Below are 20,821 nucleotides of genomic sequence, written 5' to 3' on the forward strand. Positions count from 1 at the left end.
CTGCAATCTTGCCTGTAAGGAACCGTCTCATGAACCACGACGTCATCATCACCTGCGCACTCACCGGTGCTGGCGACACGACCAGCAAAAGCCCACACGTGCCGGTCACTCCGAAACAAATCGCCGCAGCCGCCGTGGAAGCCGCCAAGGCCGGCGCCACCGTGGTTCACTGCCATGTGCGCAACCCCGAGACCGGCAAGTTCAGCCGCGACGTGGCGCTGTACCGCGAGGTGATGGAGCGCATCCGCGAGGCCGATGTCGACATCATCGTCAACCTCACCGCCGGCATGGGCGGCGACCTGGAAATCGGCGCTGGCGAGAACCCGATGGAGTTCGGCCCGAACACTGACCTGGTCGGCCCGCTGACCCGCCTGGCGCATGTTGAAGAGCTGCTGCCGGAAATTTGTACCCTCGATTGCGGCACCCTAAATTTCGGCGACGGCGACACCATTTACGTCTCTACTCCGGCGCAACTGCGCGCTGGCGCCAAACGCATTCAAGAGCTGGGCGTTAAAGCCGAGCTGGAAATTTTCGACACCGGTCACCTGTGGTTCGCCAAGCAACTGATCAAGGAAGGCCTGCTCGACGACCCGCTGTTCCAGCTGTGCCTGGGCATCCCGTGGGGCGCACCGGCTGACACCACCACCATGAAAGCCATGGTCGACAACCTGCCAGCCAATGCGGTGTGGGCCGGCTTCGGTATCGGTCGCATGCAGATGCCGATGGCGGCGCAAGCGGTGCTGCTGGGTGGCAACGTGCGGGTCGGCCTGGAAGACAACATCTGGCTGGACAAGGGTGTGCTGGCGACCAACGGCCAACTGGTCGAACGCGCTGGCGAAATCCTCAGCCGCCTCGGCGCCCGCGTGCTGACCCCGGCGGAAGGCCGCAAGAAGATGGGCCTGACCAAGCGCGGCTAAACCACCCGTTCCTCTCTGTAGGAGCCGAGCTTGCTCGCGATGGCGGTATTCCAGCCGCAAAGAGGTGCCGGAGGTACTGACGCCATCGCGAGCAAGCTCGGCTCCTACGGGATCACTGAACTCTTTAGGAAGTCACCATGACCTTCATCACCGAAATCAAAACCTTCGCAGCCCTGGGCAGCGGTGTCATCGGCAGCGGCTGGGTATCGCGCGCCCTCGCCCACGGCCTTGACGTCGTGGCCTGGGACCCGGCACCGGGCGCCGAAGCGGCCTTGCGCAAACGCGTCGCCAATGCCTGGGGCGCACTGGAAAAACAAGGGTTGGCGCCCGGCGCTTCTCAGGATCGCCTGCGCTTTGTCGCAACGATTGAAGAGTGCGTGCGCGATGCGGATTTCATCCAGGAAAGCGCCCCGGAACGCCTGGAATTGAAACTGGAACTGCACAGCAAAATCAGCGCGGCGGCCAAGCCCAATGCCTTGATCGGCTCCAGCACCTCGGGCCTGTTGCCGAGCGAATTCTACGAGAGTGCAACACACCCGGAACGCTGCGTGGTCGGCCACCCGTTCAACCCGGTCTACCTGCTGCCATTGGTGGAAGTGGTCGGCGGCAAAAACACCGCGCCTGAAGCCGTGCAAGCGGCGATGAAAGTCTATGAGTCCCTCGGTATGCGCCCACTGCATGTGCGCAAGGAAGTGCCGGGGTTCATCGCCGACCGTTTGCTCGAAGCGCTGTGGCGCGAGGCGCTGCACCTGGTCAACGACGGTGTGGCGACCACTGGTGAAATCGACGACGCGATTCGTTTTGGTGCGGGTCTGCGCTGGTCGTTCATGGGCACTTTCCTGACGTATACCCTGGCCGGCGGCGATGCCGGGATGCGCCACTTCATGGCGCAATTCGGCCCGGCGTTGCAGTTGCCTTGGACGTACCTGCCTGCGCCGGAACTGACCGACAAATTGATCGATGACGTGGTCGATGGCACTAGCGATCAGTTGGGCAAACACAGCATTTCGGCGCTGGAGCGCTATCGTGATGATTGCCTGCTGGCGGTGCTTGAGGCGGTGAAGACCACCAAAGAGAAGCATGGGATGGCCTTCAGCGAGTAACCCCCGCTGAAGAGGCCAGCAGTTGCGGCCTCATCGCGGGCAAGCCCGCTCCCACAGGAATCTCGGGGTGAATCAGATCTGCTTCGCACCAATAATCACTGTGGGAGCGGGCTTGCCCGCGAAGGCGGCAGTCCAGTCACCACTTATGTTGGAACCAAAACAATGCCTGCCTTGACCACCTACCAAACCCGCATCATCCCCGACTGGGTCGATTACAACGGCCATCTGCGCGATGCCTTCTACCTGCTGATTTTCAGCTACGCCACCGACGCACTGATGGACCGCCTGGGGCTCGACAGCAACAGCCGCGACGCCAGCGGTCACTCGCTGTTCACCCTGGAACTGCACCTTAACTACCTGCACGAAGTGAAGCTCGACGCCGATGTCGAGGTGCATACGCAAATCATTGGCCACGACAGCAAACGCCTGCACCTCTATCACAGCCTTCATCTCGTGGGCGATGACAAGGAACTGGCCGGTAACGAGCAGATGCTGCTTCACGTCGACCTTGCCGGGCCGCGATCCGCACCGTTCAGCGAACTGTCGCTGAGCAAGCTGCAAGCCATCGTCGCCGAGCAGGCCGAATTGCCCACCCCCGAATACATTGGCCGAGTGATCGCATTACCCCCCAAAAAATAACAAGGAGATCGCCATTGAACACCGCCACTGCTTTTGCCGACTTCCGTACTTATCCGTTGATCAGCGCGCTGGCTGGCGTGCAGGCCGTGGCGGATCGTGTACTGGTGAAGTGGGCCGATGAACGCGTCAGCCCCTTTCATCACCAATGGTTGCGGGACAACTGCCCGTGCCCGCAATGCGTCTACACCGTGACCCGTGAGCAAGTGCTGGAGATCGTTGATGTCGCCGAAAACCTGATGCCCAGCGGGGCGATCATCGATGCCCAAGGTTGCCTGTGCGTCGATTGGCAGGACGGCCACTTCAGCCGCTTCGACCCCGGCTGGTTACGCGCCCACGCCTATGACGACGAGTCCCGCGCCGAGCGGCAGGCCGGCAAACCCAAAGCCAGGCTTTGGCACCACGATTTGCAGTTACCGGTGTTCGAGTATCAGGCGTTGATGAACGACAACGACGCCCTGCTGCAATGGCTGCTGGCGGTGCGCGACATCGGTTTGACTCAAGTTCGTGGCGTACCCACCGAGCCGGGCTCATTGAAGCCAATTGCCCAGCGCATATCGTTCATCCGCGAAAGCAATTTCGGCGTGTTGTTCAATGTGCAATCCAAGGCCGATGCCGACAGCAACGCCTACACCGCTTTCAACCTGCCATTGCACAGCGATCTGCCGACACGGGAGCTGCAACCGGGGCTGCAATTTCTGCATTGCCTGGTCAATGACGCCGAGGGCGGCGAGAGCATTTTTGTCGACGGGTTTGCCATCGCCGAGGCCTTGCGCCAGGAGGACCCCGATGCGTTCCGGAGCCTGTGCGAAATCCCCGTGGAATTTCGCAACAAGGACCGTCACAGCGACTATCGCTGCCTGGCGCCGATCATCGCGCTGAATGCGCTCGGGCACGTATCGGAAATCCGCATGGCGAACTTTTTGCGCGGGCCGTTCGATGCTTCGGTGGAGCAAATGCCCAAGCTCTACCAGGCCTACCGGCGCTTTATCGCGATGACTCGTGAGCCGAGATTCCGGCTGATGCAAAGGCTCAATCCCGGTGAGCTGTGGTGCTTCGACAATCGCCGCACCCTCCACGCCCGCAATGCGTTTGATCCCGCTACCGGCGCCCGGCATTTCCAGGGTTGCTATGTCGACCGGGATGAATTGTTGTCGCGCATTCTGGTGTTGCAACGTTAGACCGCGTCATCGTTCATCGCGGGCAAGCCTTGCTCCTGCAGGATATGGGTTCAAGCCCGCCCTTGCAGGAGCAAGGCTTGCCCGCGATGGTGCCAGTACAAACACCGCGCAAATCCCTGATTCACAGGCAAAAAAAAACCCCGATCAAGCCGTGACAAGATCGGAGCTGAGGAGGGTACTGTTGAGGAGCCGTTGCGCGAGGGTGACCAAACCTTCGTGAAGCGAGCTGGGTCCAGTGTGCCCACTCCCGAGTCGGGCAAGTTAGCCGAAAACGACCTGTTCATAGGTATTGCGGCCATTGCGACAAATCGCCCTTGCCGCCACTTCATCCCCCTACGAGAATCGAGCCAAGACACCGTTCCCTGAAGAAGGATTGCGTCATGATGCACGCCGATTTGATTGACCAGGAAGATCTGTTGGGCCAGCTGAAGTCATTGGGTTTTCAAGTCCCGAGCGGCTCTACAGCCGAACAGGCTTGCGAGTGTGCGGTACGAGGTTTGAACAATGAGCGGGCGAATACGCTACGCACCATGGTCAAGCAGATGTACACCAGCAGCGCGACCATCCTGCCGGCCGTGCGCCAGGCGATCGACAAGCAACTGCTGCCAGCCTTGGCGGAGTATCAGCAGAACCATCGAACCTGACAGGACGCCATCGCGGGCAAGCCCAGCTCCCACAAAGTTTGTGTCGTTCGCGAAATGGCGATCCAACACATGACCTGTGGGAGCCGGCGGTGCGACGATTCGACTTGCCCGCGATGAAGGCGCCTCGGTTTAGAGCCTCACACTGGCAAACGTCGACTCGTTACGCGCCTGACTCAGCGCCGACAACGGGCCGGACAACGGCGACAACACCAGAGCTTGCGGCAGCGGCATCATCGCCACCTGTTGCGTGGTGTTGGAACCGACGCGCTCGTCACGTGGTGGAATGCCGAAGTATTCGCGGTAGCACTTGGAGAAGTGCGGCGTGGAAACAAAGCCACACACCGACGCCACTTCGATGATCGACATCGGCGTTTGCTTGAGCAACTGCCGGGCACGGATCAGGCGCAGCTTCAGGTAGTAGCGCGATGGAGAGCAGTGCAGGTATTTCTGGAACAACCGCTCCAGCTGACGACGCGAAACGGCGACATACACCGCCAGTTCGTCGAGGTCGATCGGCTCTTCGAGGTTGGCTTCCATCAGTGCAACGATTTCCTGCAACTTCGGCTGGTTGGTCCCGAGCATGTGCTTGAGCGGCACGCGCTGGTGATCCTGCTCGTTGCGGATGCGTTCATAGACAAACATTTCCGAGATCGCGGCGGACAGTTCACGCCCGTGATCGCGGCTGATCAGGTGCAGCATCATGTCCAGTGGCGCGGTGCCGCCGGAGCTGGTGAAACGGTTACGGTCCAGGGTGAACAGGCGCGTGCTCATGGCCACACGCGGGAACGCTTCCTGCATCGAAGCCAGGCATTCCCAGTGCACGCTGCAATCAAAACCGTCCAGCAGGCCGGCGCACGCCAGGGCCCAACTGCCGGTGCAGACGGCGCCAAGACGACGCGACTGACGCGCCTGGCTTTGCAGCCATGACACGTGCTCTCGGGTGACAGTGCGTTGGATACCGATACCGCCGCAAACGATGATGGTGTCCAGGGCGGGCGCTTTGTGCATGGAGCAGTCGGGGGTGATCTGCAAGCCGTCACTGGCCCAGACCTGGCCGCCGTCGACGGTGATTGTGGTCCAGCGATACAGCTCGCGACCGGACAATTGGTTGGCCATGCGCAGGGGTTCTACGGCAGAGGCCAGAGAAATCAGCGTGAAATTGTCCAGCAGCAAAAAGCCGATGGATTGAGGCGCACGGTTCTGGGGTTGGGCCCCGGAGTTGAACGTCGTCATCGCGGTATCTCCTCACACAAAGCGGGTGATGGCCTCAGGCGGAGGCTCTTTTTATTGCCATCGTTCTCGCGTGGGAGACGGGCTTTGTAATGACAGAGCAATTGCCATGCCTATTTTTGAATGTGCGTTCAATAACTCCTGAAAACGACGTCGCGGCATGTCTATATAAGCTGCGCAGCGAAGGGCGGATACAAGTGCCATTATCGACGGCAAACGCTCGGCCCTGTTGGGCGTGAGCAAATCGGTAGCACTTGTGGGAACAGGGCTGCGATGTGCTGCGAGAGAGTGTCACCGCAAGCACGGGTGACGGGCGGTCAGGGCCGGTTTGGATCCCTGGGTTTGGCAACGCCGCTTATCTATAAGCGACGCTCCAAAACGTGGCGTGTTTGGGTGCAGGTGTTCATTTAGCGCGCAGTTTTGACTGGTCTACAGCTATCGCGAGCAAGCTTTGCTCCTACAGAAGCTCGGCGTGCCCATATCTCGCGATCGACATCAAACCTGTAGGAGCGAAGCTTGCTCGCGATTGGGTCTACTCGGTCTCAGCACTCAACCGCGCTCACCGCCAACCCACCACGCGAAGTCTCTTTATATTTGTCATGCATATCGGCGCCGGTATCACGCATGGTGCGAATCACCCGGTCCAGCGAAATGAAGTGCTGACCATCACCACGCAGGGCCATCTGCGCCGCGTTGATCGCTTTCACCGCGGCAATCGCGTTGCGCTCGATGCACGGCACTTGCACCAACCCGCCCACCGGATCGCAGGTCAGGCCGAGGTTATGCTCCAGGCCGATCTCGGCAGCGTTGCACAGCTGTTCCGGCGTAGCGCCGAGAATCTCCGCCAACCCGGCCGCCGCCATGGCGCAGGCCGAGCCGACTTCGCCCTGGCAACCGACTTCGGCGCCGGAGATCGAAGCGTTCTTTTTGCACAAGATCCCGACCGCTGCGGCACCAAGGAAGTAGTCGACGACATTGGCGTCGGTCACCGCCTCGCTGAATTTCATGAAGTAATGCAATACCGCCGGAATGATCCCCGCCGCACCGTTGGTCGGTGCCGTGACCATGCGGCCGCCGGCGGCGTTTTCTTCGTTGACCGCCAGGGCGAACAGGTTGACCCACTCCATGGCGCTCAAGGTCGAGCCGATCACGTTGGGTTTACCCAACTCCTGCAAGCTGCGGTGCAACTTGGCAGCGCGACGACGCACATTGAGGCCGCCAGGCAGGATGCCTTCGTGCTTGAGGCCCTGGTCGACACAATCTTGCATGGCGCGCCACAGCTTCATCAGGCCGGCGCGAATTTCTTCTTCACTGCGCCACACTTTCTCGTTGGCCATCATCAGTTCAGCCACCCGCAGATCGTGCTTTTTGCACAGTTCCAACAGCTCGGCGGCGCTGGAGAAATCGTACGGCAACACGGTGCGGTCAAGATCGACCACGCCACTGGATGCCTGGGCTTCATCCACGACAAAACCACCGCCGACGGAATAGTAGGTGTCGCGATGCAACTCGCCGTGATCGCCTTCGACAATCAGGGTCATGGCATTGGGGTGGAACGGCAGGTTTTCGTCGATCAGGCGCATGTCCCGGGCCCAGATGAAGGGCACCGACAAGCGACCATCGAGTAGCAACATGTGGGTTTCGCGCAGGGTTTCGATACGGATGCCGATTTGCGACGGGTCGATTGCGTCCGGCCACTCGCCCATCAGGCCCATGATCACCGCGTTGTCGCTGCCGTGACCAATGCCGGTAGCTGACAGCGAACCGTACAACTGGACTTCGACACGCCGTACTTGCTCCAGCAAATGCTTGTCACGCAGCGATTCAACAAACAGCGCGGCGGCCCGCATGGGCCCCACGGTGTGCGAACTGGAAGGGCCGATGCCGATTTTGAACAGGTCGAAAACACTGATAGCCATGACTGCCGAACTCCTGGATGTGCCGACTCCAGACGCAAAAGCGCCCAGTGGCGGAGCTGCTACGCTCAAGCTGCAATCCGCCGAGATGGCCGCATCATCAAGCTTTTGCCAGGTTGTTCGACGTCTCACACCGACGCACTCATGCTCACTAACGCCGCGTGTCTTTTACGTCGCGTTTTCGCCGTTTTTTTGCGGATCAGAGGGGGAAAGAGGGCTGAAAAAAGCTGTAAACGACGTCACCGACACTGGATGCGACCATCCCTGTACTGGATACGACGCACCCTGTAGGCGTCAGATTTTCAGTGGTACATGATCGTATCGACTCGATTGCAAGGCGCCGGGGTAGAGCTGTCTCCAAAACGCCATCCAACCGCAACCTATAAGTGCGGTGGTCCAGTCGGAACACTGCCAAAAAAAACACCAAGGAGTCCATCCATGAAAGGTTCCCCGTCGTTGTTGTTGGCCGCCATGCTGAGTCTGCCGTTACTGGCTCAAGCTGCTGAACCCGCTCAGTGCAGCACCGTAAACTTCTCCGATGTCGGCTGGACCGACATTACCGCGACAACCGCCACCACCAGCGTCGTGCTCAACGCTCTCGGCTACAAGACCAAGACCACCATGATTTCCGTGCCCGTGACCTACAAGTCCCTGGCCGACGGCAAGAACATGGACGTGTTCCTCGGTAACTGGATGCCGACCATGGAAAACGACATCAAGGCCTACCGCGATGCCGGCACCGTGGAAACTGTGCGCACCAACCTCAAGGGTGCCAAGTACACCCTCGCCGTACCTCAAGCCCTGTATGACAAGGGTCTGCATGACTTCGCCGACATCGCCAAATTCAAGAAAGAGCTCGACGGCAAGATCTACGGCATCGAGCCTGGCAACGACGGTAACCGTCTGATCCAGAGCATGATCGACAAGGACGCCTTCGGTCTCAAGACCGCCGGCTTCAAAGTCGTCGAGTCCAGCGAAGCCGGCATGCTGTCCCAGGTCGACCGCGCACAGAAACGCGACACCGCCGTGGTCTTCCTCGGCTGGGCACCGCACCCGATGAACAAGCGCTTCAAGATCCAGTACCTCACCGGTGGTGACGACTACTTCGGCCAGGACTTCGGTGCCGCCACCGTGGCAACCAACACCCGCAAGGGCTATGCCCAGGAATGCGGCAACGTGGGGACGCTGTTGAAAAACCTGGAGTTCACCGTCGACATGGAAAGTGAACTGATGGGCAACATCCTGGACGACAAGATGAAGCCTGACGCGGCCGCAAAGGCCTGGCTTAAAAAGAATCCACAGGTGCTCGATACCTGGCTCGCTGGCGTGACCACCATTGACGGTAAACCTGGCCTGGAGGCCGTGAAAGCCAAACTGACGCCTTGAATTAGGGAGCACCGTTTATGCCGGGCGGCGTACGCCGTCCGGGCTGTTTATTTCCTTGCATGCGGACGTTCACTACCATGCTGATTGATCAGAAAATACCTTTAGGCCAGTACATCGCAGGCTTCGTCGAATGGTTGACGCAACACGGCGCCAGCACCTTCGACGCAATCGCCCTGACACTGGAAACAATGATCCACGGCGTGACGTTTGCGCTGACCTGGTTCAACCCGCTGGCATTGATCGGCCTCATCGCGCTACTGGCCCACTTCATTCAACGCAAGTGGGGGCTGACGGTTTTCGTCATCGCCTCCTTCCTGCTGATCCTCAACCTGGGGTACTGGCAGGAAACCATGGAAACCCTCGCCCAGGTGTTGTTTGCCACCCTGGTCTGCGTGGTCATCGGCGTGCCGCTGGGCATCGTCGCCGCGCACAAACCAATGTTCTACACTTTAATGCGTCCGGTACTCGATCTGATGCAGACCGTACCGACCTTCGTTTACCTCATTCCTACCCTGACCCTCTTCGGGCTGGGTGTGGTGCCAGGCCTGATCTCCACGGTGGTGTTTGCGATTGCCGCGCCGATCCGCCTGACCTACCTGGGCATCCGCGATGTCCCGCAAGAACTGATGGACGCCGGCAAAGCCTTCGGCTGCTCGCGCCGTCAATTGCTCTCACGGATCGAACTGCCCCACGCCATGCCAAGCATCGCGGCCGGTATCACCCAGTGCATCATGCTGTCGCTGTCGATGGTGGTGATTGCGGCACTGGTGGGCGCCGATGGCCTGGGCAAACCCGTGGTCAACGCACTGAACACTGCCGATATCGCCCTGGGCTTTGAAGCGGGCCTGGCGATCGTATTGCTGGCGATCATGCTCGACCGTATCTGCAAACAACCCGACGCTAAAGTAGGGGGTGACGCATGAGCATTATTCGCTTTGAAGACGTCGACGTAATCTTCTCCAAAGACCCGCGCGAGGCGCTCAAGCTTCTCGACCAAGGCATGACCCGCGACCAGATCCTGAAAAAGACCGGGCAGATCGTCGGCGTTGAAAAAGCCAGCCTGGACATCGAGAAAGGCGAAATCTGCGTGCTGATGGGCCTGTCCGGGTCCGGCAAATCCAGCCTGCTGCGTTGCATCAACGGCCTCAACACCGTCAGCCGTGGCAAGTTGTTCGTCGAGCACGAAGGCAAGCAGATCGACATTGCTTCCTGCACCCCGGCAGAACTGAAAATGATGCGCACCAAGCGCATTGCGATGGTGTTCCAGAAATTCGCCCTGATGCCTTGGCTGACAGTGCGCGAGAACATCAGTTTCGGTCTGGAAATGCAGGGTCGCCCGGAGAAAGAACGCCGCAAACTGGTAGACGACAAGCTGGAGCTGGTGGGCCTGACCCAATGGCGCAACAAGAAACCCGACGAGCTCTCCGGCGGTATGCAGCAACGTGTCGGCCTGGCCCGCGCCTTGGCGATGGACGCTGACATTCTGTTGATGGACGAACCGTTCTCGGCACTCGACCCGCTTATCCGCCAGGGCCTGCAAGACGAACTGCTGGAACTGCAACGCAAGTTGCACAAGACCATCGTGTTCGTGAGTCACGACCTCGATGAAGCGCTCAAGCTCGGCAGCCGTATTGCAATCATGAAAGACGGCCGGATCATCCAGTACAGCAAGCCCGAAGAGATCGTGTTGAACCCGGCGGACGATTACGTGCGCACGTTCGTGGCCCACACCAATCCGCTCAACGTGTTGTGCGGTCGCAGCCTGATGCGCACGCTGGACAACTGCAAGCGCATCAACGGTTCGGTGTGCCTGGATCCGGGTGGCGATTCGTGGCTGGACCTGGCTGAAGGCAACACCATCAAGGGCGCTCGCCAGAACGGCGCGAACCTTGACCTGCAAAACTGGATTCCAGGGCAAGCGGTAGAAGGCTTGGAGCGTCGGCCGACGCTGGTGGACTCGAACATCGGCATGCGCGATGCGCTGCAGATTCGCTACCAGACCGGCAACAAGCTGGTGCTGCATGACAACAACAAAGTGGTCGGGATTCTGGGTGACAGCGAGCTGTATCACGCGTTGCTCGGCAAGAACCTGGGATAAGTCAGCAGACACATAAACGCCGCGAGAGGATCGCGGCGTGATCATTCCCACGCTCCGCGTGGGAATGAAGCCCGGAACGCTCCGCGTTCCATTACGGGCGTGACGCGGAGCGTCACAGGTGGCATTCCCACGCAGAGCGTGGGAACGATCAGACACAAAAAAGGGGCTCTATGAGCCCCTTTGTGTTCCTGCGCAGCGAGCAGGAACGATCATCTTGCTACTCAGCTATAAACCCGGCCAAGGAGTTGCCGATGGCTTTCAAACTGATCGAGCACGTCGCGGGTGATCTGATCCTGAGTGAAACCCATCAAGTCATAGTCCTGGCTGCCGTTGTGCAGGTACACCTCGGCGCGGTAGTAGCGCTGGCGTGTCTCATCGGACTGGGCCGACTCGGTTGGCGTAGCCAGATAGCCATCCAGGCTGACTTCGTAGACAAACGGATTGCCCTCCTCCATCTCGACCCGAACGCCCATGCAACGCTTGGATTTACCGAGCATGGTTTGCACTTGCAGACCTTGCGTACGCAGTTGCGCCGTCGCATCTTCCAATGCCGGGCTGACGTGCTTGTCCATGAAGCGCTGAACGATCGACTGGCTAGGTTGCAGGTCCAACTGAGTCAAACGCTCGGTGAAACCACGACGACCGCGTGCAGCCAGCTCCGCTTGCTCCTGTTCGATCTGCACGTCCTGGCGCATGGCCTTGTGCAAGCCGAACATGAAGAACACCAGCACCACCGAGAATGGCAGACCGGCCAGCACCACCATGGTTTGCATGGCTTCGAAGTTACCGGCAAACAGCAAGCCGATGGTCACCAGCGTGATCACCGCCGACCAGAAGATTCGCAACCAGTGCGGCGCATCTTCGTCGACATTACCGCCCTTGCAGGAAAGGTTGGCCATCATCACCGCGCCGGAATCCGCCGGGGTCAGGAACAGCACGAAACCGACAAAGATCGACACGCCGATCACCACTTTCGACGCCGGATAATGCTCAAGCAATTGGTAGATCGCCATGGACGGCTGTTCGAGCGCCGTCTTCCCGAGCTCCACCGCCCCATGGTTCATCACCAGGTCCAGGGCCGAGTTACCGAAGATCGACAGCCATGCCAGAGTGAAACCCAGTGGAATCAGCAGTACGCCGGCCACCAGCTCGCGCACGGTGCGACCACGGGAAATACGTGCGATGAACATGCCGACGAATGGGGCCCAGGAAATCCACCACGCCCAGTAGAACAGGGTCCACAGACCCAGCCAGCGGTCGGACTTTTCACTGTCGCCTTCGTACACGTAGAGGTCGAAGGTCTTCAGCACTACGCCGTTCAGGTAGTCACCGACGTTCTGCACAAAACCGTTGAGCAGGTGCAATGTCGGGCCGAACAGCAGCACGAAAATCAGCAGGCCGCTGAACAGCACGATGTTCAGGTTAGACAGACGGCGGATGCCGTTTTCCACGCCCGACACGGCAGCGATGGTCGCCACAGTGCTCATCACGATGATCACGATCAGCAGGTTGGTGTTGCTGTGCTCCATGCCGAACAGGTTTTCCAGGCCCGACGACACTTGCAACGAACCAATCCCCAGGTTCGTCACCAGCCCCAGCAGGGTCACGAACATGCCAAAGCCGTCCACCGCATGACCGGCCGCGCCTTTGACCCAACGCTCGCCCACCAGCGGATACAACGCCGAACGCAACGCCAGCGGCTGGTTGTGACGGTAAGCAAAGTAAGCAACGGCCAGACCGACCAGTGCGTAGATCGCCCAGCCATGCAGGCCCCAGTGCAGGAACGTCAGTTGAACAGCCTGACGCGCGGCCATGTTGCTGGCGGCCACGCCTTCGGGCGGGTTGAAGTAGTGGTCCAGCGGCTCGGACGCACCGAAGTACAACAGCGAGATGCCGATACCCGACGAGAACAGCATCCCCGCCCAGGCACCGTAGCTGAAGTCCGGGGTGTCGTCCTTGCTGCCCAGTTTGAGCTTGCCGTACGACGAAAACGCCAGGCCCACCACGAACACGAGGTAAGCGGCGATCACCACCATGTAGTACCAGCCGAAGCTGCGGGACAACCAGGCCTGAGCAATACCGAGCAATCTGCCGGCCTCTTGCGGGGCGATGATCAGAATGGCGGTCAACAACAGGATCAACGCGGTAGAGGTGTAGAACACCCAACCGTTGACCGTCACCTTATCGGGTGGGGTCTTTATAAGAGAGGCAGAACTCATGGCACAGATGCTCCAGCAAGTGCGAGAGAAGAACACAAGGCAACGCGATACCCGACCAATCGGTTAGTTGGCAGCCGACCAGTGGGTGATATAAAGACACCCCGAAAAAAGCCCGAAACCCCAAGAGCGCCAGAGCGCGTAGGTTTCGAGCATTTTCGAATGTCGTTTTTTCGCCAGCTACACGTAGGAAAAAACGCAGGCAGCGACGATTTGTCGCAGATCTTATTCTTTGTTGATTGAACGTTCAATCAAAACAAAATAGACTGGCCCTCAATCCGGTAGCCGTTTGACGTCCACCGGAAGGCCTAAGGAGATGTGCAAGATGCCCAAGGTCGGTATGCAACCCATCCGCCGCCAGCAATTGATCGAAGCCACGTTGCAGGCCGTCGATCAAGTCGGCATGGGGGACGCCAGCATTGCGCTGATCGCCCGTTTGGCCGGTGTCTCGAATGGCATCATCAGTCACTATTTTCAGGACAAGAATGGCCTGATTGCCGCCACGATGCGGTATCTGATGACCGCCCTCAGCGAGAGCGTCACCTTGCGCCGTCAGGCGCTGGCAGATGACAGCCCACGGGCGCATCTGCAGGTGATCATCGAAGGCAACTTCGACGCCAGCCAGGTCAATGGCCCGGCAATGAAAACCTGGTTGGCCTTCTGGGCTACCAGCATGCACCAGCCGTCTTTGCACAGGTTGCAGCGGATCAACGATCACCGTCTGTATTCCAACTTGTGCTGCGAGTTCCGCCGCGTATTGCCGCTCGATGATGCGCGCACTGCAGCCCGTGGCCTCGCAGCCCTGATTGACGGGTTGTGGTTGCGCGGCGCGTTGTCGGGAGACGCTTTCGACACCGGGCAGGCGCTTCAGATCGCTTACGAATACATGGATACCCAACTGGCCAAGCGGGTGAGTTAGAGCACACATAAACGCTCAACCCCCGAACCGCCACTGGCCAGCGCCGCCAACGCTTCACGGCACGCCCCGGTGGTCAACGCCAACCACTTATGCACTTGCGAGGACTTTATGGCCCGTTTCGAACTGCAAAAACTCTACATCGATGGCGGCTACAGTGACGCCAGCAGCGACGCCACTTTCGAAGCCATCAACCCGGCTAACGGTGAAGTCCTCGCAAAAGTACAACGCGCGACCCAGTCAGACGTCGAGCGCGCTGTGGTCAGCGCCGAAAAGGGCCAGAAAATCTGGGCTGCAATGACCGCCATGGAGCGTTCGCGCATCCTGCGTCGTGCCGTCGACATCCTGCGCGAGCGCAACGATGAGCTGGCCGCCCTGGAAACCCTGGACACCGGCAAGTCGTACTCCGAAACCCGCTACGTCGACATCGTCACCGGCGCTGACGTGCTGGAATACTACGCAGGCCTGGTGCCAGCCATCGAAGGCGAGCAGATCCCGCTGCGCACCACTTCGTTCGTCTACACCCGTCGCGAGCCGCTGGGCGTCGTGGCCGGGATCGGCGCGTGGAACTACCCGATCCAGATCGCCCTGTGGAAATCCGCACCGGCCCTGGCGGCCGGTAACGCGATGATCTTCAAGCCTAGCGAAGTCACGTCCCTGACCACGCTGAAACTGGCCGAGATCTACACCGAAGCAGGCTTGCCAGCCGGTGTGTTCAACGTACTGACTGGTAGCGGCCGTGAAGTCGGCACCTGGTTGACCGAACACCCACGTATCGAAAAAATCTCCTTCACCGGCGGCACCGACACCGGCAAGAAGGTCATGGCCAGCGCTTCTGCATCGTCGCTGAAAGACGTGACCATGGAACTGGGCGGCAAATCCCCGCTGATCATTTTCGATGACGCCGACCTCGATCGCGCCGCCGACACCGCGATGATGGCCAACTTCTACAGCTCCGGTCAGGTCTGCACCAACGGAACTCGAGTGTTCGTACCGAGCCACTTGAAAGCCGCTTTCGAAGCCAAGATCGCTGAACGCGTTGCGCGCATCCGCGTTGGCAACCCGGAAGACGAAAACACCAACTTCGGCCCGCTGGTCAGCTTCGCTCACATGGAGAGCGTGCTGGGTTACATCGCCAAGGGTAAAGAAGAAGGCGCTCGCGTTCTGTGCGGCGGCCGCCGTCTGACCGAAGGCGAATTCGCCAAAGGCGCATTCGTGGCCCCGACCGTGTTCACCGACTGCACCGACGACATGACCATCGTGCGCGAAGAAATCTTCGGCCCGGTGATGGCGATCCTGACTTACGAAACCGAAGAAGAAGTGATCCGTCGCGCCAACGACACCGACTTCGGCCTGGCCGCTGGCGTTGTCACCAAGGACCTGAACCGCGCTCACCGCGTGATTCATCAACTGGAAGCCGGTATCTGCTGGATCAACGCCTGGGGCGAATCCGACGCCAAGATGCCGGTCGGCGGTTACAAGCAGTCGGGCGTTGGCCGTGAGAACGGCATCAGCTCGCTGAACAACTTCACCCGCATCAAATCGGTACAGGTCGAACTGGGCGATTACGCCTCGGTGTTCTAAGGCGCACCCGAAAACCCTGTAGCAGCTGCCGAGGTACGAGGCTGCGTTGCGCGTCCGCAGGACCGCCCTCAAAGGGGTCGCTGCGCAACCCAACGCAGCCTCGTTCCTCGGCAGCTGCTACAGGTGACCTGACCAACTTCAAAGAGGGTGCATTCAATGTCCCAAGAATTCGATTACATCATCATCGGTGCCGGCTCGGCCGGTAACACCCTGGCGACCCGTCTGACTGAAGACGAAGGCGTCACCGTCCTGCTGCTCGAAGCGGGCGGCCCGGACTACCGTTTCGACTTCCGCACACAGATGCCGGCCGCCCTGGCGTTCCCGCTGCAAGGTCGTCGCTACAACTGGGCCTACGAAACCGATCCAGAACCCTACATGGACGGTCGCCGGATGGAATGCGGTCGCGGCAAGGGCCTCGGTGGTTCCTCGCTGATCAACGGCATGTGCTACATCCGCGGCAACGCGATGGACTACGACAACTGGGCCAAGCTGCCAGGCCTGGAAGACTGGGATTACCTGAACTGCCTGCCGTATTTCCGCAAAGCCGAAACCCGCGACATCGGCCCGAACGATTACCACGGCGGCGAAGGTCCGGTCAGCGTGACCACGCCGAAAGCCGGCAACAACCCGCTGTTCCACGCCATGGTTGAAGCGGGCGTGCAAGCCGGTTACCCGCGCACTGAAGACTTGAACGGTTACCAGCAAGAAGGCTTCGGCCCGATGGATCGTACCGTGACGCCGAAAGGTCGTCGTGCCTCCACCGCTCGCGGTTACCTGGACGTCGCCAAGAAGCGTTCGACCCTGTCCATCGTCACCCACGCTCTGACTGACAAGATCCTGTTCGAAGGCAAGCGTGCCGTTGGCGTGCGTTACCTGATCGGTGCCGCCGAAGAGCGCGTTGAAGTCCGTGCCCGCAAAGAAGTGCTGCTGTGCTCCGGCGCCATCGCTTCGCCGCAGATTCTGCAACGCTCCGGCGTCGGCCCGGCCGAACTGCTCAACAAGCTCGACATCCCGGTGGTCCACGACCTGCCAGGCGTCGGCGAAAACCTGCAGGATCACCTTGAGCTGTACCTGCAATACGCCTGCACCCAACCGGTTTCGCTGTACCCGTCGCTGCTCTGGTACAACCAGCCAGCCATCGGTGCCGAATGGCTGTTCAACGGCACCGGCATCGGCGCCAGCAACCAGTTCGAAGCCGGTGGTTTCATCCGCACCCGTCCGGAATTCGAATGGCCGAACATCCAGTACCACTTCCTGCCGGTCGCGATTAACTACAACGGCAGCAACGGTGTGCAAGAGCACGGTTTCCAGGCGCACATGGGTTCCATGCGTTCGCCGAGTCGTGGCCGCATCCAGGCCAAGTCCAAGGATCCGCGCGAGTACCCGAGCATCCTGTTCAACTACATGGCCACCGAGCAGGACTGGCAAGAATTCCGCGACGGCATCCGCCTGACCCGTGAAATCATGCAACAGCCGGCTCTCGACGCTTTCCGTGGCCGCGAAATCAGCCCGGGCATCGACGTGCAATCCGACGAGCAACTGGACACGTTCATCCGCGAGCACGCCGAAACCGCGTTCCACCCGTCCTGCTCGTGCAAGATGGGCACCGACGAAATGGCCGTGGTTGATGGCGAAGGCCGTGTGCATGGCATGCAAGGTCTGCGTGTGGTCGATGCCTCGATCATGCCGATCATCACCACCGGCAACCTGAACGCGCCGACGATCATGATCGCCGAGAAAATCGCCGACAAGATCCGTGGCCGCAAGCCGTTGCCGCGCAGTACCGCCAACTACTATGTGGCGGGCGAAGCGCCGGTGAAGGGCAAGCCTTTGCGTGATGTGAGCGCTACTGCTCAGTAAGACCGTTACACCGAGGCGCTGCCTTCGCGAGCAAGCCCGCTCCCACATTTGACCGAGTCGCCAGATAACGACGCGGTCAAATGTGGGAGCGGGCTTGCTCGCGAAGGGGGCCGCCATAACACCACACCTCTCCCGGTAATATTTTCCTACACCGATCCAAGCTTGATCCTACCCCCCGCGCAGGCCTAATCTAGCGCCACGCAAACGTTTCACCTCCCCCTCGCACGACCGCAGCACCGCCACTCCATACCAAGGAGGTCCCTGAATGTTCGATTTCCACCCCCAGCTCAAGCAGCGCTTTGCTGCCTTGCGCACGGGCGCTGAATTTTTTTCGCTGCGTTATGTGCGCGAGTCCGGCCAATACCTGTCGGTGCGCAAGAACGTCGCCGAACCTCCAAGCCTGAGCCGTGACGAAGGGGCAATGTTGACCGCGCGGGTCAACGGCGTCGAAGCCTACGCCGCCACCAACGACCTGTCGCAACAAGGCCTGCAATCAGCCCTGGACCGAGCCGAACAACAAGCCCGCCGGCTCAAGCCCCACGCGTTGCTCGACCTGCGTGACCAACCCGTCTCCAGTGATCGCGCCGACTACTTTTCGCCCAACCTCGACCAGCCCTTCCCGTCCCTGAGCGACTGCTACCAATTGCTCGGTGCCGAATCCGCGTCCGTGCCCAAGGACGAGCGATTGGTGAACTGGCAGGTGAGCATTGGCATCACCCACGTCGAACAGATTTACCTCAACAGCGCCGGCGCCGAACTGCGTCAGGCCCAGCGTTTTGTCTACCCTGGCCTGGACGTCACCGCCTATGACGGCAGCGACAGCCAGACCCGCAGCCTGGGCCGCGAGAATTTTGGCCAGCAGGGCGGCGCCGATGTCATCAGCCGTTGCGGCCTGATCGGCGCCGGCCCGACCGTCGCCGATCAGGCACTGCAATTGCTGCTGGCGCCGAACACTCCGCAAGGTCCGCGTGATCTGTTGCTGATGCCCGACCAGATGATGTTGCAGATCCACGAATCCATCGGCCACCCGCTGGAGCTGGACCGCATCCTCGGTGACGAGCGTAATTACGCCGGCACCAGCTTCGTCAAGACAGAGGATTTCGGCCATCTGCAATACGGCTCAAAGCTACTCAACGTGACCTTCGACCCGGACATCCCCGAGCAGCTCGCCAGCTACGGCCATGACGACGACGGCACCGCCGCGAGCAAGCAGTTCCTGATCAAGGAAGGTTTGCTGCTACGTCCATTGGGCGGTGCGCTGTCGCAGTTCCGCGCGGGCATGGACGGCGTCGCCAACAGCCGCGCCTGCGGCTGGAACCGCCCGCCGATCGACCGCATGGCCAACCTCAATATCGAGCCCGGCGATCAACCGCTGGCGCAACTGATCGGCAATATCGAACACGGCATCATGATGTCGACCAATCGATCGTGGTCCATCGACGATGCGCGCAACAAGTTCCAGTTCGGTTGCGAATGGGCACAGTTGATTGAAAACGGTGAGCTCAAAGGCGTGGTGAAAAACCCGAACTACCGGGCGATTTCCGCGCACTTCTGGAAAAGCCTCAGCGCCGTCGGTGACGCCAGCACCTTCAAGGTCCTGGGCACACCCAACTGCGGCAAAGGTGAACCGAATCAGGTGATCCGCGTCGGCCACGCCTCGCCGGCTTGTGTGTTCAGCAACGTAGATGTGTTTGGAGGAGACGCCTGATGAGTACGTCAAACAATCAGGCCGAGTCGTTCAAGGCATTGGTCAAGTGGCTGCGCGAGGCGATTCGCGAGCCGGAACAGTTCACCCTCAGCTACGCCGCCGAATCCTCGGCCTTCGTGCGTTTCAACCACGCCAAGGTGCGCCAGGCCGGGCAAGTGCAGCAGGCGAGCATCGGTTTCAAACTGATCAACGATGGCCGCCACGCCGACCTTGAAATCACGCTGGCCGGCGACCCGGACGTTGACGTGCAGCGTCTGGCCGAAGGCCTGCAACAGCTGCGCGAAACCTTGCCATTGTTGCCGCAGGATCCGTACCTGCTGCTCAACCACAACGGCTGGCAGAGCAAGAATGTGCAGGATCATCCGCTGCCGGATACCGAGCAGGTAGTTGCCGAAATCACTCAGGCCGCCGAAGGGCTGGACCTGGTGGGTTTCTACGCGGCAGGCCCGATCAGCCGTGGCTTCGCCAGTTCGTCGGGCGCGTTTGGCTGGCATCAAGCCAACAGTTTCAACTTCGATTTCAGCCTGTTCCACGACAATGGCCAGGCGGTGAAAGCCAGTTACGCCGGGCACGACTGGAACAGTGAAGGGTTCGCCAAGCGCTTCCAGCAGGCACGTGAGCAGCTGGCGTTTCTCGGTCGACCGTTGCGTACGTTGGCACCGGGGCAGTACCGCGCCTACCTCGCCCCGGCGGCGCTTGAAGAAATAATGGGCATGCTCTGCTGGGGCGGGTTTTCGGCGCAGTCGATTGCCAGCAAAACCAGCCCGCTGCAAAAGCTTTATGCGGGGGACAGTGCATTCAGCCCGCAGGTGTCCATTGATGAAAAAGTCAGTGGTTCGTTGAGCCCGGCGTTCTCCGGCGAAGGTTACCCACGCAGTGATCTGGGGTTGATCGTCGAAGGCAAGGCCGGCGCGCAAATGGTCAGTTCCCGCAGCGCAGCCGAGTACGGCTTGACCGCCAACGGGGCCGGCGGCGGTGAGATGCCGAGCGCATTGAACATGGCGGCCGGGACGTTGCCTGAAGCCGAGATCCTCAAGCAACTGGGCACGGGGTTGTACATCAGCAATCTCTGGTACTTGAATTACTCCGATCAACCGGGGGCACGCATGACCGGCATGACGCGGTTTGCGACGTTCTGGGTCGAGAACGGCGAGATTCAGGCACCGGTGAGCACCATGCGTTTTGATGACAGCGCCTACAGTTTGCTCGGTTCGCAGCTGGAAGCATTGACCGAGGAACGCGAGTTGTTGCTGTCGGCGAGTACCTACAGCCAGCGGGCCACGGCGTCGGCGTTGCTGCCGGGGGCACTGGTCAAAAAGCTCACGCTGACCCTGTAAATACCCTGTAGCAGCTGGCGAAGCCTGCGATCGAGGACGCAGTCCTCGCCGGTTCAGCAATCACGGTAATACAGACGGAACACCGTGGC

The 20,821-nt window shown here is 60.2% G+C and carries 16 protein-coding genes; 13 read left to right on the forward strand and 3 right to left on the reverse strand.

What is annotated here, in order from left to right; translation table 11 throughout:
* Positions 1-29: 29 nt before the first annotated feature.
* The 5 genes from LOY55_RS28305 to LOY55_RS28325 all read left to right on the forward strand — a co-directional run bounded on the left by LOY55_RS28305 (position 30) and on the right by LOY55_RS28325 (position 4,481).
* A complete protein-coding gene (locus LOY55_RS28305) occupies positions 30-917 on the forward strand; it encodes a 3-keto-5-aminohexanoate cleavage protein (protein WP_046029853.1) in 888 nt (295 codons plus the stop codon).
* 137 nt (positions 918-1,054) lie between these two features.
* Positions 1,055-2,020: an L-carnitine dehydrogenase gene (locus LOY55_RS28310; protein ID WP_046029851.1), complete on the forward strand. Its 966-nt coding sequence runs from the start codon at positions 1,055-1,057 to the stop codon at positions 2,018-2,020.
* 162 nt (positions 2,021-2,182) lie between these two features.
* Positions 2,183-2,659 carry a thioesterase family protein gene (locus LOY55_RS28315; RefSeq protein ID WP_258667155.1) on the forward strand — a complete coding sequence of 159 codons (477 nt, stop codon included), beginning with the start codon at positions 2,183-2,185 and terminating at the stop codon, positions 2,657-2,659.
* A 14-nt stretch (positions 2,660-2,673) separates the two neighbouring features.
* Positions 2,674-3,837 carry a gamma-butyrobetaine dioxygenase gene (locus tag LOY55_RS28320; RefSeq protein WP_223522889.1) on the forward strand — a complete coding sequence of 388 codons (1,164 nt, stop codon included), beginning with the start codon at positions 2,674-2,676 and terminating at the stop codon, positions 3,835-3,837.
* A gap of 380 nt (positions 3,838-4,217) precedes the next feature.
* On the forward strand, positions 4,218-4,481 hold the full coding sequence (locus LOY55_RS28325) for a hypothetical protein (RefSeq protein WP_046029845.1): 264 nt from the start codon (positions 4,218-4,220) through the stop codon (positions 4,479-4,481).
* A 129-nt stretch (positions 4,482-4,610) separates the two neighbouring features.
* On the opposite strand, the gene LOY55_RS28330 is transcribed toward LOY55_RS28325, so the two are convergent.
* Together LOY55_RS28330 and LOY55_RS28335 are read right to left on the reverse strand one after the other, a co-directional pair.
* On the reverse strand, positions 4,611-5,714 hold the full coding sequence (locus LOY55_RS28330; protein WP_046029844.1) for a GlxA family transcriptional regulator: 1,104 nt from the start codon (positions 5,712-5,714) through the stop codon (positions 4,611-4,613).
* A 539-nt stretch (positions 5,715-6,253) separates the two neighbouring features.
* Positions 6,254-7,630 (reverse strand): L-serine ammonia-lyase, encoded by a 1,377-nt coding sequence (locus tag LOY55_RS28335; protein ID WP_046029843.1) that lies wholly within the window; start codon positions 7,628-7,630, stop codon positions 6,254-6,256.
* Between the two features lie 435 nt (positions 7,631-8,065).
* Here LOY55_RS28335 and LOY55_RS28340 point away from each other — a divergent pair, with 435 nt between their 5' ends.
* The 3 genes from LOY55_RS28340 to choV all read left to right on the forward strand — a co-directional run bounded on the left by LOY55_RS28340 (position 8,066) and on the right by choV (position 11,111).
* Positions 8,066-9,013, forward strand: a complete 948-nt coding sequence (locus LOY55_RS28340; protein WP_223522891.1) for a choline ABC transporter substrate-binding protein — start codon at positions 8,066-8,068, stop codon at positions 9,011-9,013.
* A gap of 77 nt (positions 9,014-9,090) precedes the next feature.
* Positions 9,091-9,936, forward strand: a complete 846-nt coding sequence (gene choW / locus LOY55_RS28345; protein WP_046030058.1) for a choline ABC transporter permease subunit — start codon at positions 9,091-9,093, stop codon at positions 9,934-9,936.
* Positions 9,933-11,111, forward strand: a complete 1,179-nt coding sequence (choV, locus tag LOY55_RS28350; protein ID WP_223522893.1) for a choline ABC transporter ATP-binding protein — start codon at positions 9,933-9,935, stop codon at positions 11,109-11,111. Before choW ends, choV begins: the two co-directional genes overlap by 4 nt.
* A gap of 221 nt (positions 11,112-11,332) precedes the next feature.
* Here the strand turns inward: choV and LOY55_RS28355 are convergent, their stop codons facing one another.
* The gene (locus tag LOY55_RS28355) at positions 11,333-13,273 is read right to left on the reverse strand and encodes a BCCT family transporter (protein ID WP_223523092.1); all 1,941 of its coding nucleotides are present in this window, start codon (positions 13,271-13,273) and stop codon (positions 11,333-11,335) included.
* 379 nt (positions 13,274-13,652) lie between these two features.
* On the opposite strand from LOY55_RS28355, the gene betI reads away from it, so the two are divergent.
* From betI to LOY55_RS28380, 5 genes are all read left to right on the forward strand, one after another.
* Entirely contained in the window at positions 13,653-14,246 is a 594-nt protein-coding gene (betI, locus tag LOY55_RS28360) for a transcriptional regulator BetI (protein ID WP_046029836.1), read from the forward strand.
* A 108-nt stretch (positions 14,247-14,354) separates the two neighbouring features.
* Positions 14,355-15,827: a betaine-aldehyde dehydrogenase gene (betB, locus tag LOY55_RS28365; protein WP_223522895.1), complete on the forward strand. Its 1,473-nt coding sequence runs from the start codon at positions 14,355-14,357 to the stop codon at positions 15,825-15,827.
* Positions 15,828-15,983: 156 nt separating this feature from the next.
* A complete protein-coding gene (gene betA, locus LOY55_RS28370; protein WP_223522897.1) occupies positions 15,984-17,687 on the forward strand; it encodes a choline dehydrogenase in 1,704 nt (567 codons plus the stop codon).
* A gap of 265 nt (positions 17,688-17,952) precedes the next feature.
* Entirely contained in the window at positions 17,953-19,395 is a 1,443-nt protein-coding gene (locus LOY55_RS28375) for a TldD/PmbA family protein (protein WP_223522899.1), read from the forward strand.
* Positions 19,395-20,732, forward strand: a complete 1,338-nt coding sequence (locus LOY55_RS28380; RefSeq protein ID WP_223522900.1) for a TldD/PmbA family protein — start codon at positions 19,395-19,397, stop codon at positions 20,730-20,732. The genes LOY55_RS28375 and LOY55_RS28380 overlap by 1 nt, the downstream gene beginning before the upstream one ends.
* Positions 20,733-20,821: the final 89 nt, after the last annotated feature.

It is taken from the genome of Pseudomonas sp. B21-040 (assembly GCF_024748695.1).
Classification (GTDB): Bacteria; Pseudomonadota; Gammaproteobacteria; order Pseudomonadales; family Pseudomonadaceae; genus Aquipseudomonas.

Coding starts and splice junctions, on each gene's coding strand:
- LOY55_RS28305 (WP_046029853.1), top strand. CDS start 30: ATGAACCACGACGTCATCATCACCTGCGCACTCACCGGTGCTGGCGAC.
- LOY55_RS28310 (WP_046029851.1), top strand. CDS start 1,055: ATGACCTTCATCACCGAAATCAAAACCTTCGCAGCCCTGGGCAGCGGT.
- LOY55_RS28315 (WP_258667155.1), top strand. CDS start 2,183: ATGCCTGCCTTGACCACCTACCAAACCCGCATCATCCCCGACTGGGTC.
- LOY55_RS28325 (WP_046029845.1), top strand. CDS start 4,218: ATGATGCACGCCGATTTGATTGACCAGGAAGATCTGTTGGGCCAGCTG.
- LOY55_RS28330 (WP_046029844.1), bottom strand. CDS start 5,714: ATGACGACGTTCAACTCCGGGGCCCAACCCCAGAACCGTGCGCCTCAA.
- LOY55_RS28335 (WP_046029843.1), bottom strand. CDS start 7,630: ATGGCTATCAGTGTTTTCGACCTGTTCAAAATCGGCATCGGCCCTTCC.
- LOY55_RS28340 (WP_223522891.1), top strand. CDS start 8,066: ATGAAAGGTTCCCCGTCGTTGTTGTTGGCCGCCATGCTGAGTCTGCCG.
- choW (WP_046030058.1), top strand. CDS start 9,091: ATGCTGATTGATCAGAAAATACCTTTAGGCCAGTACATCGCAGGCTTC.
- choV (WP_223522893.1), top strand. CDS start 9,933: ATGAGCATTATTCGCTTTGAAGACGTCGACGTAATCTTCTCCAAAGAC.
- betI (WP_046029836.1), top strand. CDS start 13,653: ATGCCCAAGGTCGGTATGCAACCCATCCGCCGCCAGCAATTGATCGAA.
- betB (WP_223522895.1), top strand. CDS start 14,355: ATGGCCCGTTTCGAACTGCAAAAACTCTACATCGATGGCGGCTACAGT.
- betA (WP_223522897.1), top strand. CDS start 15,984: ATGTCCCAAGAATTCGATTACATCATCATCGGTGCCGGCTCGGCCGGT.
- LOY55_RS28375 (WP_223522899.1), top strand. CDS start 17,953: ATGTTCGATTTCCACCCCCAGCTCAAGCAGCGCTTTGCTGCCTTGCGC.
- LOY55_RS28380 (WP_223522900.1), top strand. CDS start 19,395: ATGAGTACGTCAAACAATCAGGCCGAGTCGTTCAAGGCATTGGTCAAG.